This is a genomic window from Streptomyces sp. NPDC002867, assembly GCF_053591895.1.
This window is the reverse complement of the sequence record NZ_JBSFUR010000007.1, coordinates 223,542-237,320: the sequence shown is the minus strand read 5'-3', so window position 1 is coordinate 237,320 and position 13,779 is coordinate 223,542. Positions and strand designations below refer to the sequence as shown.

At 73.2% G+C, this 13,779-nt stretch carries 10 protein-coding genes and 1 pseudogene; 6 read left to right on the top strand and 5 right to left on the bottom strand.

Annotation, left to right across the window (positions count from 1 at the left end; genetic code table 11):
• Nucleotides 1–58: 58 nt before the first annotated feature.
• Both ACWD0A_RS09825 and ACWD0A_RS09820 read left to right on the top strand, forming a co-directional pair.
• Nucleotides 59–3,016, top strand: a complete 2,958-nt coding sequence (locus ACWD0A_RS09825) for an AfsR/SARP family transcriptional regulator (RefSeq protein ID WP_451296330.1) — start codon at nt 59–61, stop codon at nt 3,014–3,016.
• Nucleotides 3,017–3,212: 196 nt separating this feature from the next.
• Complete coding sequence (locus ACWD0A_RS09820) at nt 3,213–3,461, top strand: hypothetical protein (RefSeq protein ID WP_451296328.1); 249 nt, start codon at nt 3,213–3,215, stop codon at nt 3,459–3,461.
• 72 nt (nt 3,462–3,533) lie between these two features.
• On the opposite strand, the gene ACWD0A_RS09815 is transcribed toward ACWD0A_RS09820, so the two are convergent.
• Complete coding sequence (locus ACWD0A_RS09815) at nt 3,534–5,105, bottom strand: FadD3 family acyl-CoA ligase (protein WP_451296326.1); 1,572 nt, start codon at nt 5,103–5,105, stop codon at nt 3,534–3,536.
• 55 nt (nt 5,106–5,160) lie between these two features.
• On the opposite strand from ACWD0A_RS09815, the gene ACWD0A_RS09810 reads away from it, so the two are divergent.
• The 3 genes from ACWD0A_RS09810 to ACWD0A_RS09800 are packed head-to-tail and all read left to right on the top strand — an operon-like array spanning nt 5,161 to nt 7,529.
• The gene (locus ACWD0A_RS09810; RefSeq protein ID WP_451296324.1) at nt 5,161–6,309 is read left to right on the top strand and encodes a lipid-transfer protein; all 1,149 of its coding nucleotides are present in this window, start codon (nt 5,161–5,163) and stop codon (nt 6,307–6,309) included.
• Between the two features lie 9 nt (nt 6,310–6,318).
• Entirely contained in the window at nt 6,319–6,741 is a 423-nt protein-coding gene (locus ACWD0A_RS09805) for a Zn-ribbon domain-containing OB-fold protein (protein ID WP_451296322.1), read from the top strand.
• Complete coding sequence (locus tag ACWD0A_RS09800; protein ID WP_451296320.1) at nt 6,738–7,529, top strand: enoyl-CoA hydratase/isomerase family protein; 792 nt, start codon at nt 6,738–6,740, stop codon at nt 7,527–7,529. Before ACWD0A_RS09805 ends, ACWD0A_RS09800 begins: the two co-directional genes overlap by 4 nt.
• A gap of 20 nt (nt 7,530–7,549) precedes the next feature.
• Here the strand turns inward: ACWD0A_RS09800 and ACWD0A_RS09795 are convergent, their stop codons facing one another.
• The 4 genes and pseudogenes from ACWD0A_RS09795 to ACWD0A_RS09780 all read right to left on the bottom strand — a co-directional run.
• Entirely contained in the window at nt 7,550–8,038 is a 489-nt protein-coding gene (locus tag ACWD0A_RS09795) for a hypothetical protein (protein ID WP_451296318.1), read from the bottom strand.
• A gap of 111 nt (nt 8,039–8,149) precedes the next feature.
• Entirely contained in the window at nt 8,150–8,740 is a 591-nt protein-coding gene (locus tag ACWD0A_RS09790; protein WP_451296316.1) for a hypothetical protein, read from the bottom strand.
• A 141-nt stretch (nt 8,741–8,881) separates the two neighbouring features.
• Nucleotides 8,882–11,263: an outer membrane protein assembly factor BamB family protein gene (locus ACWD0A_RS09785; RefSeq protein ID WP_451296314.1), complete on the bottom strand. Its 2,382-nt coding sequence runs from the start codon at nt 11,261–11,263 to the stop codon at nt 8,882–8,884.
• A gap of 766 nt (nt 11,264–12,029) precedes the next feature.
• Nucleotides 12,030–12,839: pseudogene (locus tag ACWD0A_RS09780) on the bottom strand (VOC family protein); the annotation flags it as partial.
• Nucleotides 12,840–13,094: 255 nt separating this feature from the next.
• Between ACWD0A_RS09780 and ACWD0A_RS09775 the strand changes: the two are divergent.
• The gene (locus tag ACWD0A_RS09775) at nt 13,095–13,742 is read left to right on the top strand and encodes a TetR family transcriptional regulator (protein WP_307714933.1); all 648 of its coding nucleotides are present in this window, start codon (nt 13,095–13,097) and stop codon (nt 13,740–13,742) included.
• Nucleotides 13,743–13,779 lie beyond the last annotated feature (37 nt).

Here is a 13,779-nt window from a genome sequence, read left to right as displayed (position 1 = left end):
CCCCCTACAGGGCAGACTGTCGAGGGCGATTTCCGGCAGTACGGGCAGGGGGCAGCCAATGGACCGTGACAGCGGGCCACGCGTACCGAATCAGCGCGCTCCGCTGCACAGCGGAGCGGACGACGCGGCCCGGCTCCACTTCAGCGTGCTCGGGCCGGTCCGGGTCTGGCGGGGCGCGGAGACCCTGCCGCCCGGCTCGCCGCAGCAACGCGCCCTGCTCGCCGCGCTGTTGCTGCGCGACGGCCGGACCGCGACGGCGTCGGAGCTGATCGACGCGATCTGGGGCGAAGAACCGCCCTCGCAGGCCCTCGCCGCCGTTCGCACGTACGCCTCCCGGCTGCGCAAGTCCCTGTCCGCCGCCGCGCTCGTGAGCGAGTCCGGCGGTTACGCCCTGCGGGTGGGGCGCGACGCGCTCGACCTCGCCGTGGCGCAGGAACTCGCCGCGGAGGCGGACAAGGCGCGCTCCGCCGGCGACCGCTCCCAGGCCCGGACCCTGATCAACAAGTCGCTCGGCCTGTGGGACGGCGAGCCGCTGGCCAACGTCCCCGGGCCGTACGCGGAGAACCAGCGCGCCTGGCTGGAGGAGTGGCGGCTGCAACTGCTGGAGACCCGCCTCGACCTGGACCTGGAGCTCGGCTGCCACGCCGAGGCCGTCTCGGAGCTGACCGCGCTCACCGCCGCGCATCCGCTGCGCGAGCGGCTGCGGGAACTGCTGATGCTCGCGCTGTACCGCAGCGGACGGCAGGCGGAGGCCCTCGCCGTGTACGCCGACACACGGCGTCTGCTCGCCGACGAACTGGGCGTCGACCCGCGGCCCGAGCTGGCCCGCCTCCAGCAGCGCATCCTCCAGGCGGACGCGGAGCTGGCGCCGCCGGTCGAGGAGCCGTCACCCGCACCGCAGGTCACGCGCCCCGCACAACTTCCCGCCAGCGTCCCCGACTTCACCGGCAGGTCCTCCTTCGTACGGGAGCTGGGCGACCAGCTCGCCACCGCCGAGGGCTCGGTGATGGCGGTCTCCGCCCTCGCGGGCATCGGCGGCGTCGGCAAGACGACGCTGGCGGTGCACGTCGCCCACCAGGCGCGCAAGCACTTCCCCGACGGGCAGCTGTACGTGGACCTCCAGGGCGCGGGCAACCGGGCCGCCGAGCCGGAGACCGTGCTCGGCGCGTTCCTGCGCTCCCTGGGCGCGGCGGACTCCGCGATCCCGGACACCCTGGACGAGCGGGCCGCGCTGTACCGCTCGATGCTGGACGGGCGCCGGGTGCTCGTCCTGCTGGACAACGCACGCGACGCAGCCCAGATCCGGCCCCTGCTGCCGGGCACGGCCGGGTGCGCCGCGCTGATCACCAGCCGGGTGCGGATGGTGGACCTCGCGGGGGCGCACCTGGTGGACCTGGACGTGATGTCGCCGGAGGAGGCGCTGCAGCTCTTCACGCGGATTGTGGGCGAGGAACGGGTGCGTGCGGAGCGGGAGTCGGCGCTGGACGTGGTAGCGGCGTGCGGGTTCCTGCCGCTGGCGATCCGTATCGCCGCGTCCCGCCTCGCGTCCCGCCGGACCTGGACCGTCTCGGTCCTGGCGGCCAAGCTCGCGGACGAACGCCGCAGGCTGGACGAGCTCCAGGCGGGCGACCTGGCGGTGAAGGCGACGTTCGAGCTGGGCTACGGCCAGCTGGAGCCGGCCCAGGCCCGCGCCTTCCGCCTGCTGGGCCTGGCGGACGGCCCGGACATCTCGCTGGCGGCGGCCGCGGCGGTGCTGGACCTGCCCCTCCACGAGACGGAGGACCTGCTGGAGGCCCTGGTCGACACGTCCCTGCTGGAGTCGGCGGCGCCGGGGCGCTACCGCTACCACGACCTGGTGAGGCTCTACGCGCGTGCATGCGCGGAGAGGGACGAACATCCGCCGCAGGAGCGGGAGGCGGCGCTGTCGCGGCTGCTGGACTTCTATCTGGGGACGGCGGCGCGGGTGTTCGCCATCGAGCGTCCCGGCGACCGGCTGGTGGACCATCTGGAGCCGACCGGGGATGCCGGGCTGTCGTTCGCCGACCGGCAGGAGGCCCAGGACTGGCTCTACGCCGAGGCGCACTGCCTGCTGGCATGCGCGCGCCAGGCGTCCAGCGGAAAGCAGCTCCGGCGGGCGGTGGACCTGCTGTGGGCAGCCCAGAATCTGGCCGAGTCCGGGGCCAACTCCAAGACGTACGAGGCGGCGGCCTTCCTCGCTTTCGAGGCTGCGCGAGCCGCCGGTGATACGCGTACGGAAGCCCGCGCGAGGACGTCCCTCACCAATGTCCATCTGGTGGCAGGCCGTTACGCGGAGGCGGACGAGGAGGCCGCGCAGGCGGCCGCGCTGGCGAAGGCCGCTGACGATCCGGCTCCGGTGTACTGGTCGGACAACGATCGCGGCATCATCGCGTTCAACCAGGGGCGCAACGCGCAGGCCGAGGAACACCTGCGCAACGCCATGGAGGGCTCGCGCGCCGACGGCAATCTGCCCGGCGAGGCCAGTGCGCTGTGCAACCTCTCACGCGTGCACGTCGTCACGGGCCGGGCCTCGCAAGCCATCACGCTGGCCCGGGAGGGCCTCGCCATTTACGACAGGATCGGGCACAAGCTGCGCCTGGCCAATGCGCGATTCGCGTTGGGCATCGCACTTACGGCGGCGGGCAAGCATTCTGAGGCGTTGAAGCAACTGACGGAGGCCTTGGCCCAGTTCGAGGCCAACCGCCAGCGACTGTGGGAGGGGACCACTCACTTCCGCATCGCCGAGGCCCACTTGTCCGCCCGCCGCCCCGCAGGAGCCGCACAGCATGCCGAGCAAGCACTGGCCATCGGCTGCATCGGCGGAGACCGCACACGGGGCAAGGTACTGATCACGCTCGGCCGGGCGCTCGAAGCTCTCGGCCAGTCAGACCGTGCCCGTGCCTGCTGGCGTGAGGCGCTGACCCTGCACGAGCAGTCCGGCGCTGTGGAGGCCGAGCAGGCCCGGCAACTGCTCACCACTCCGCTGAGCGCCGCCTGAAAAGGCCGGGCCAGGGCGTTCATCGAATGTTTATGCTCGTCCGACATGCTCAACGGCAGTCGATCCGTCGCGTCGGGGGGCAGACGGATCACCGGGACCGAAAGGTCCACTGGCCTTCTGTCCGGCGGTACTCGGGGGAGTCTCCGGGCGGAAGGCCACCTTCAGTCATGTAGGGCCATCCCATGGGGGACGAAACATGAGCAGCACCGAGAAGAAGAAGAGCGAAGAGATCACCACGATGGGCGACCACCACTCGCCGGCGCCGCCGACCGACGGCGGCATCACCACCATGGGTGACCACCACTCACCGATCCCGCCCGCCGACGGTACGGTGACGACTCTCGGAGACCACCACTCGCCCCTTCCGCCCGCCGACAGCGGCATCACCACCAGCGGCATCACCACCATGGGTGACCACCACTCACCCGCGCCTCCGCGCGACTGAGCCACACACGACGGGGGAACGGCCGCGGCGGCGCGGAGGGGGAGCCGCCGCGGCCGTGGTGTGTCCGGGCGGTCAGCCGGCGTGCCGCGCCCGCAGTTCGGCCTTGAGCACCTTCCCGCTCGCGTTCCTCGGGAGTTCGTCCACGAACTCCACCTGCCGGGGCACCTTGTAGTTCGCCATCTCCCGCCTCGACCAGGCGATCAGGTCGTCCGCCGTGAGCGTCGTGTCCGGGCGGCGGACCGCGTACGCCTTGCCGGTCTCGCCGAGGCGGGCGTCGGGGATGCCGATCACCGCGACGTCCGCGATGTCGGGGTGCAGGCCGAGCAGTTGCTCGATCTCCGCGGGGTAGGCGTTGAAGCCGCCGACGATGAACATGTCCTTGATCCGGTCCGTGATGCGCAGGTTGCCGTCCGCGTCGAGGACGCCCACGTCGCCCGTGTGCAGCCAGCCGTCCGAGGTGAGGGCCCGGGACGTCTCGGCCGGGTCCTCGAAGTAACCCGTCATCACGTTGTGCCCGCGGACCAGGATCTCGCCCGGTTCGCCGGGCGCGGCGAGGACCTTCACCTCCGTGCCGGGGATCGCGCGGCCCGAGCTCGCGGAGATCACCGACGGGGCGTCGCCGCGGCGGCACATGGTGACGATGCCGCTCGCCTCGGAGAGGCCGTAGGCGGTCAGCACGGTGGGGACGCCGAGTTCGCCGCGGAGGCGCTCGACGAGGCGGAGGGGCACGACCGCTGCCCCGGTCACCACGAGGCGCAGGGCCGACAGGTCGTGCCGGTCCCGGGCGGGATGGTCGAGCAGCGACTGGTGCAGGGTCGGCGGTCCGGGCAGGACCGAGATCCGTTCGGCGGCGATGTTGGCGAGGACCGTGTCCACGTTGAAGACGGGCTGCGGCACCATCGTCGCGCCGTGGGTGAGGCAGGCGATCACGCCCGCCTTGTAGCCGAAGGTGTGGAAGAACGGGTTCACGATCAGGTAGCGGTCGCCCGCGCGCAGCCCGGCGAGTTCGCTCCACAGGTCGTAGCAGCGCAGCGTCTGGGCGTGGGTGATGACCGCGCCCTTGGGGCGGCCGGTGGTGCCCGACGTGTACACGATGTCGGACGGGTCGGCACCGGTGACGGTGTCCGCCCGGGCCCGGACCTCGCCGGCGGTGACCAAGTCGCCGCCCGCGAGGAAGTCCTTCCAGGTGCGGTAGCGGGGGTCGTCGGGCGCGCTGTCGGCGAGGACCACGATCTGTTCCAGGTCGGGCAGTTCCCCGTCGGCGCGGCGCAGCGAGGCGACGTACGAGGTGCCGAGGAAGGTGCCGGTGACGAACAGGAGCCGGGAGCGGGAGCGCCGCAGGACGTCGGCGGCTTCGGCGCCCTTGAAGCGGGTGTTGAGGGGGACGAGCACGGCGCCCGCGGTGACCGCTCCGAGCGCGGAGACGATCCAGTCGAGCGTGTTGGGCGCCCAGATCGCGACCCGGTCGCCCTTGGCGACGCCGGAGGCGATGCACGCGGCGGCGGCGCGTTCGACGCGTTCGCCGAGTTCGGCGTAGGTGACGCGGGTGCGGCCGTCGACGACGGCCTCCCGTTGCCCGTACCGCTCGGCCGCGTCCCGCACCAGCCCCGGGACGGAGCCCCACTCCAGGTCGCCGCGTCGCATCGCAAGCCCCTCTCGTTAGCTGACGGTACGTCAGATTAGCTGTACGCTGCCCGGCATGGCGACCCTCAAGGACCGGGCGGCGATAGCCGGCACAGGACAGACCGCCTTCGCGAAACACCTGCCGGAATCCGAGAAGGCCCTGGCCTGCCGGGCGGTGCTCGCCGCACTCGACGACGCCGGCATCGCACCCTCGGAGGTCGACGCCTTCGCCTCGTACACGATGGAGGAGACGGACGAGGTGGAGCTCGCGAAGGCGATCGGCGCCGGGGACGTCACGTTCCTCTCCCGGGTGGGCTTCGGCGGCGGTGGCTCCTGCGCCACCGTCGCGCACCTCGCCACAGCGATTGCCACGGGACAGGCGAGCGTCGGCGTCGCCTGGCGCTCCCGCAAGCGCGGCTCGGGCCCGCGCCCCTGGAGGAACACGACGGCCCAACTGCCCACGCCCGCCCAGTGGACACGCCCTTTCGGGCTGCTTCGGCCCGCCGACGAGATCGGCATGCTCGCCCGCCGCTACATGCACGAGTACGGCGCGACCCGCGACCACTTCTTCAACGTCGCGCTGGCGTGCAGGAACAGGGCCAACCAGAACCCGGCCGCGATCATGTACGACCGGCCGCTGACCCGAGAGATGTACATGACGGCCCGCTGGATCAGCGAACCGCTGTGCCTGTTCGACAACTGCCTGGAGACCGACGGCGCCCTCGCCTGCGTGGTCGTCTCCGCCGAACGGGCCCGCGACTGCCGCCGGCGGCCCGTCTACGTCCACTCAGCCGCCCAGGGCCTGCCCGCCCAGCACCACGGCATGGTCAACTACTGGAACGACGACCCGCTCACCGGCCCGGCCTGGACGGCGGCCCGGCAGCTGTGGAAGCACGCCGACTTCGGCCCCGAGGACGTCGACGTGGCCCAGATCTACGACGCGTTCACGCCGCTCGTCCCGCTGTCCCTGGAGGGCTACGGCTTCTGCGGGAGGGGCGAGGGCGGCGCCTTCACGGAGGGCGGGGCACTGGAGATCGGCGGACGGCTGCCGCTCAACACCGGCGGGGGCGGGCTGAGCGAGGCGTACGTGCACGGCTTCAACCTGATCAACGAGGGCGTGAAGCAACTGCGCGGCACGTCGACGGCCCAGGTGGCGGGCGCGGCGACGTGCCTGGTCACCGCGGGCGAGGGCGTGCCCACATCGGCCCTTCTGCTGCGTACGTGAGGAGTGGAGATGCTCGTACCGGTGGTCGACGACGACGGCGCCCCCTTCTGGGAGTACGCTGCCCGCGGAGAGCTCCGCGTCCAGTGCTGCGCCCGGCCCGCCTGCGGTGAGCCGCGCTTCCCGCCCCGCCCGTGCTGTCCGCACTGCGGGTCCTTCGACAGCGAGTGGCGCCTGATGTCCGGTCGCGGGCGCATCTGGTCGTACGTGGTCCCCCACCCGCCGCTGCTGCCCGACTACGCCGCCCAGGCCCCGTACAACGTGGTCGTCGTCGAGCTCGCCGACGACCCCCGCATCCGCCTCGTCGGCAATGTCGTCGCCTCTCCCGACGCCCCGCTGAACTCGCTCGACCCCGCGCGGCTGCGGATCGGGGCCCCGGTGAGGGCCGTGTTCGACCGCACCGGCCTTCCCCGCTGGCTCCTGGAGCGGCCGTGAGCATCCGGGTGGAGACGGACGAGGACACGGGCGTCGCGATCGTCACCCTCGACCGGCCGGCGAGGCACAACGCGATCGACCTCGCCATGGCCGGTGAACTGGCCGCTGCCTGGCGGCGGTTCCGCTTCGACGACACGGTGCGCGCGGCGGTCGTGACGGGCGCGGGCGCCGCGGCGTTCTGCACGGGCATCGACCGCTCGGCCGAGGTGCCGCAGCCCTCGTCGCCGTATTCGGTGGACGATCCGCTGCTGCGGATCGGGCCCAAGGCCAACGACCTGTGGAAGCCGGTCGTCTCGGCGGTGGAGGGCATGGCCTGCGGAGGGGCGTTCTACCTGCTCGGGGAGAGCGAGTTCGTGGTGGCCTCGCGCGAGGCGACGTTCTTCGATCCGCACACGTCGTACGGGATGGTCAGCGCGTACGAGTCGGCGTACATGGCGCTGCGCATGCCGCCGGGCGAGGTGGCGCGGATGGCGCTGATGGGGACGGCGGAGCGGCTGTCGGCCCGGCGCGCGTACGAGACCGGTCTGGTCTCGGAGCTGACCGAGCCGGGCGGGGCCGTCGCGGCGGCGCTGCGGGCCGCCGCGGTGATCGCCTCGTACCCGCCGGAGGCGGTGCAGGGCACCGTACGGGCGGTGTGGTCGGCGACGGAGTCGGCGCGGGCGGGGGCGCTCGCCCTTGCCCCGCACCTGGTCGTGCTCGGGAACCTGCCGCCGGAGCGGCAGGCCGAGCTGTTCACGCAGGGGCGGGGCGGGGACGGGCGGGGCCGGGCCGGCTTCAGGCTGCGCTGAGGCGCGGCGGTTCGGCCCGGTCAGCTGCGGGACGCGCGGGAGACCTCGCACTTGGTGTACTCGGAGCCGTCACCGGAACCGGTGTACGGGGTGGTGAGCACGGCGCTCTCGGAGGCGCCCGCGGCGACGGCGATGGCCGTCTTGGTGGCGGTCGCCGGGACGGCGGAGCCGCCGGCGGCACCGATGAACTTCATGGTGACGTCGTAGTCGTAGTCCAGCGCACCGCTGTTGGTGACGGTGATCCTCGCGGTGAGGTTCTTGGTCGCGGTGTCGTACTTGCACTCGTCGATGGTGATGTCGCGCGCGGCCTTGTCGGCGCTGGAACCGCCGCCGGGCAGCGAACCGCCGCTGCTTCCGGAGCTGTCGTCGTCCCGGTGGCTGCTGCCGCCGCTGCTGGAGCCGGAGCTGCTGTGGTTGTCGCAGCCGCCGCCTCCGGAACCACGAGCTCCGGTCAGGGCGACGAGCGCGATCCCGAAGACGGCGAGCGCGCGGACATGACGGATCTTCACGTTTCAACCCCCGTTGAAAGTGTCGGCAGATGGGCTCGTTTGACGAGCGCACGTCACCCTAGCAGCGCTCGGGACCCCGCTCGTCCCGCTCACCCGCCGCCCGCGACCGCCTCAGCGCTCGTCCCGCTGCCCCGGCCCGGGACGCGTGGGCGGGCCCTCCGGGCCGTGTCCGCCGTCGTGGGGGCCCATCCGGTAGGGGCTGTCGCGGTACGGGACGGGTCCGCCGGGGTCGGACCCGTACGGGCCCCAGTCCTCCTCCTGCGGGGGGTGCTCGTCGAGCTCGTCCCTGCGCGGGCGTCCGCTCATCACCACGGCGGCGACGAGCAGCAGGACGCCGCCGCCCGCCGCGAGCGCGACGCCGGTGCCGAGCCCGGCCCCGTCACCGCCGACGGTCAGGCTGCCGGCCGCCTGGCCCTGGCGGACCATCCACAGGACGGTGAAGCCGAGCACGACCAGTCCGGACACGGCGACGAGCAGGCGGGAGCGCAGCAGCACGCCGAGCAGCGCGATCAGCGCGCCGAAGGCGAGCGGCAGCAGGACCGACGTCAGAAGCGGGCCGCCGCTGCCGGTGATGCCGAGGAAGAGGTCCTGGACGCGGTAGTCGCGCCCGTGACGGCCGTCGTACCAGTCACGGAAGGGGCTCCATACGGCGGCCGTCGCTCCGGCGAGAGCGAGAATCGAGCCGATGACGTTGCGGATCATCGCCGGCCTCCTTGGGTCAGCCGCTCCGGTCGTGACCGCTCCCGGTCATGACGCTACGCCCGACGCGGGTACCCCGCCATGCGCGTCGTACGCCTCCGCCGGACGTAGGACCCCGGCCGGACGCCGGTGCGGGCCCGCGTCCTACCGCGGCCCGCGGCCCGTGGCCGTGCCCTTCTCCGCGTCGAGCGCGTAGACGCAGCGGTCCTTGCTGCACGCGTACACGACCCCGTTCTGGGCGACCGGGGAGCCGGTGATCTCGCCGCCCGTGGCGAGCTTCCAGCGCAGCTGGCCGCCGCTCGCGTCGAGGGTGTAGAGCACGTGGTCGGCCGAACCGAAGTGCACGCGGCCGTCCGCGACGACCGGTGTGCCGACGACCTCGCCGCCCGCCGCGAACCGCCACATCGGCGTCCCGGTCACGGCGTCGAGGGTGTAGAGCGCGCTGCCGCTGCCGACGTGGATGTTGCCGGCGGCGGCGAGCACGGGCTCGATGGACTGGCGGGACTCGGTGGCGATGCGCCAGCGGTCCTTGCCGGTGGTGGCGTCCAGCGCGTACACGGTGCCGAGGTAGTCGGCGAGGTACACGCCGCCGCCCGTCACAGCCGGGCCCGGCGCGAAGGCGGGCGGCGAGAGGAAGACGGCCGGCGCCTCGAAGTGCCAGCGCACCAGACCGGAGGCGATGTCCACGGCGAGGACGCGCGTGCCGGCGGAGACGTAGACGTAGCCGTCGGGCGCCGGCTGTACGCGCACGGGCACGTTGCCGCAGGACGCGGCGTCGCCCACGGGGTAGGACCAGCGCTCCTCGCCGGTGCGGGCCTCCAGCGCGCGCAGGCGGGCGTCCTTCCACACGTAGACGGTGTCGCCGAAGATCGCCGGCCCCGCCTCGGGCGTCTCGAAGTCCGTCTGGGCGCCGGTGATCTCCCACAGCTTCTCGCCGTTGGACGCCTCCCATGCCTGCACGCCGCCGCCGCGGGTGCCGGTGAGGACGGTGCCGCGGTCCACCTTGAGGGAGTACACCCAGGCATCGGTCTGCAGCCGCCAGCGCTCGCCGCCGCTCGCGGCGTCGAGCGCGTAGAGCGTCGGCCCGTCGGAGGCGTGGATACGGCCGCCCGCCACGGCCATGGACCAGGCGACGTCGCGGGTCTTGAACTGGCGGCGGCCGGTGCCGACGTCGAGCGCGTGGACCTCGAACGAGGTCACGTACAGCAGATCGCCGGAGACGACCGGCGTCCCCCACACGTCGTTCGACATGCGAAAACGCCACGGGCGCCAGTGCCCGGGGCCGGTCTCCGGCGGGGGCGGGGCAGGGGCGGGCGCCGGCGCGGGGACGGCGCTGGTGGCGGCATCGGAACCGTTCAGTCCGCCGGGCGGGCGGATCCAGCCGGTGGCCGGGCCGGCCTCGGCGACCGGGGCGCGGCCGGCGCCGACCGCGCGCAGCCCGGGGCCGATGGGCACGGCGGAGCCCGCCAGCCGCACGGGGCCGCCGCCGGAGTGGGCGGGGGCGTGACCGGTACGGGGGTCGCTCGCGCCGCGCCAGGCGGGCTCACGGTCGGGAGCGGGCGGCACGGAAGGCGGAGGGGGCGCGTGGGGTGCGGGCCGGGAGGGCTCGGCCGGGCGCGGCACGGGGGCGCGGCCGCCGCCGCGGCGGGCCTCGATCATGGCGGTGGCGAGGCCGGGCAGCCACGCGGAGGCGGTGCCGCTGTCGTCACCGCCGGCGGAGAACAGGTGCGGGGCGAGCTGGGCCTGCAGGTCCTCGGGGGTCGGCCGCAGCCCGGCCTCCATCTGCATGCACGAGTCGATCAGCGGCCGCAGTTCGTCGGGGAGGCCCTCCAGGTCAGGGCCCTCGCGCAGCAGCATGAAGACCGTCTCCACCGGGTTCGCGCCGTGGAAGGGGGCGTGGCCGGTGGCGGCGAAGACGAGGGTGGAGCCGAGGGAGAACACGTCGCTGGCGCCGGTGACGCTGCGCGAGTCGCGGGCCTGCTCGGGCGACATGTAGGCGGGCGTGCCGACGGCGACGTTGGTCATGGTCAGGCGGGTGTTGGAGACGCCGGACGCGATACCGAAGTCGATGACGCGGGGGCCGTCCTCGACGACGAGGACGTTGGACGGCTTGAGGTCGCGATGGACGAGGCCCGCGCCGTGGATGGACTGGAGGGCCTCCGCGATCCCCGCCGCGAGCCAGCGCACCGCCTGCGCGGGCAGCGGCCCGCACTCGTTGACGATCTCCTCGAGGGAGGGCGCGGGCACGTAGGCGGTGGCGAGCCAGGGCACGGCGGCGCGCGGGTCGGCGTCCACGACGGCGGCCGTGTAGAAGCCGCTGACCGCGCGGGCGGCCTCCACCTCGCGTGTGAAGCGGACGCGGAACAGCTGGTCCTCGGCGAGCTCGGTGCGCACAGTCTTGATCGCGACCCGGCGGCCGGACGCCGACCGGGCGAGATAGACCAGTCCCATGCCGCCGGCACCGAGCCGGCCCAGCACCTCGAACGGACCGATCCGTCTCGGGTCGTGCTGCGTCAGCTGCTCCATACTTGCGTGCCACCTCCCCGTACGGGCTCCGTCTGAAGGAGCCCGTCATCTACAGCCCCGTGCAGGGTCTCACCCTCAAGCCCCTCTGCGGTGAGCACCCTGATTCTTCCTGTCCGGGGCGACGGTTGCGAACCCGGGGGCGGATCGGGGTGTCTCACCCGGTTTCGGACACGTCGGACACCCGGGCCGCACGCCTCGTGGGGACGCGACCCGCCGCGCGGGGTTGCCCAGCGCGCGGCGTCCGCGGGAGGCCCGCCGCGGGGCCGCCTCTTCCGTCCGGCGCGGCCGGGGGGTGGGCAGCCTGGCGCCGGGCCGCCACCTCACTCGGGCGTCGCCCCCGCGAGACACGGCGCGCCGCCTCGGTCCCGGCACGGCGCGTCGGCTGCCGGTCACGCGCGCCGCCCACAGGCGCTGCCGCCCGGACGGGCCGCTGCCTCCACCCGCCGCCGGCAGGGATTCACCGCACTCACCCGCCGGTGGGGCCGCCCGGCCGTGGCTCTGCATCCGGCTCGGGTCCGGCCGCCGGCTCAGGCTGGGGGCCCCGCTCAGGACCGGCCCCCCGCCTGAGGGCGCGACCCGGCCTGCGGGCGGGACCCGGCTCGTCGGCGGACTCCGGCTCGCGGGCGGGACCCCGCTCTCGGTGCTCGGGTTCCGCGCCCCGCACGCGGTCCCACTCCGTGTCCGGGTGGAGTTCGGGGTCCAGGCGGGGGCCCGGCGACGTGGTCGGTTCCGGGGCCCGGTGGGCCAGGGGGCCTTCCGGGAGGACGGGCTCCGGGGGCGCGGGCTCCGCCAGGATCGCGAACGTCGCGCCCTGGTCGTCCGTGAGGACCGCGATGCGGCCGTACGGGATGTCGGACGGCGCCGTCCGCACCCGGCCGCCGAGCCGGACGACCGTCTCCGCCGCCGCGTCGCAGTCCTCGACGCGGAAGTAGACGAGGAAGTGGCCGGGCATCTCCGCCGGCAGGGAGTCGTCGATCACACTGCGTCCGCCGACGGCCGTGCTCTCGCCCGGTTCCGTGCCCGCGGGCGACCACATGCGGAAGTCCTCGGACGTGATGGCGGGCAGGTCGGTGCCCTGGAAGCCGAGGACCCCCTCGTAGAAGGCGTCGACACGCTCCTTGTCCCGCGTGTACACCTCGGTCCAGCAGAACGAGCCGGGCTCGCCGTGCTTCTCGAAGCCCGTGCGCTCCCCCGCCTGCCACAGCCCGAAGACCGCGCCGCCGGGGTCCGCCACGACGGCGGCCGTGCCCGCCCGGCCCACGGGCAGCGGGTCGTTGATCACCTGGCCGCCGCCCGCGGCGATGCGGCGCGCGAGCCCGGCGGCGTCGGGGGTGGCCAGGTACACGTTCCATACGGTGGGCATGCGGCCGTCGCGCTTGGGGGTGAGGGCGGCGACGAGACGGCCGCCGCTGTAGGCGTCGGCGTACCGGCCGCGCGTGCCGCCGCCGGGGAGCGGATCCCCGCCGCCCTCGGTGAAGGTCCATCCGAAGAGCTCCCCGTAGAAGCGCTTGCCCGCCTCGACGTCGGGAAGGGACGCGTCCACCCAGCACGGCGTGCCCTCTGTGAATACGGCCATGGACCGGTCCCTTCCGTGTGGTGCCCGTCACATCAAGCTAACGTCGCAGCACCTGGGGCGCGCGGAAGGAAAATCGAACAAAGACCTCAAAGGGGGACGTGACGGTCAGGCGTCACGGTCCGCGACGACCCGTCTCGGTGAGTTGTCCACCAAAGTTGTCCACAGGCTGTTGATAACACTATTGCCGTCGCGCGCCCGCACCCCATTTGCAGTCGGCCGAATCGCGCGCCGATCACCCCTCGGTAAGCTGACGGCATGACAGGACAAGTACGCACCGTCGACGGCCGAGTGGCCGGGCGACGCGGCCAGGCGACGCGGCAGAAGCTGCTCGACTGCCTCAGCGAGATGCTCAGCTCCTCGCCGTACCGGGACGTCAAGGTCATCGACGTGGCCCGGAAAGCGGGCACTTCGCCCGCGACGTTCTATCAGTACTTCCCGGACGTGGAGGGCGCCGTCCTCGAGATCGCCGAGGAAATGGCCAAGGAAGGCGCATCGTTGACCGATCTGGTCTCCGGGCGCTCCTGGGTCGGCAAGGCCGGCTGGCAGTCCTCGGAGGAACTGGTCGAGGGTTTCCTCGACTTCTGGCGCCGCAACGACGCGATCCTGCGCGTGGTCGACCTCGGCGCGGCGGAGGGCGACAAGCGGTTCTACAAGATCCGCATGAAGATCCTGAACTCCGTCACCAATTCCCTTACCGAAGCGGTGCAGGAGCTCCAGTCCAAGGGCAAGGTCGACAAGGACGTGAGCCCCGCGGCCATGGCCGGATCACTCGTGGCGATGCTCGCCGCGGTGGCCTCGCACCAGAAGGGCTTCACCACCTGGGGCGTGAAGCAGGCCGAACTGAAGCCGAACCTGGCGCTGTTGGTGCATCTGGGCATCACCGGCAAGAAGCCGACGAAGTAGCGTCGCCCCAGCACCACCCGAAGTCCTGTCACGCCGA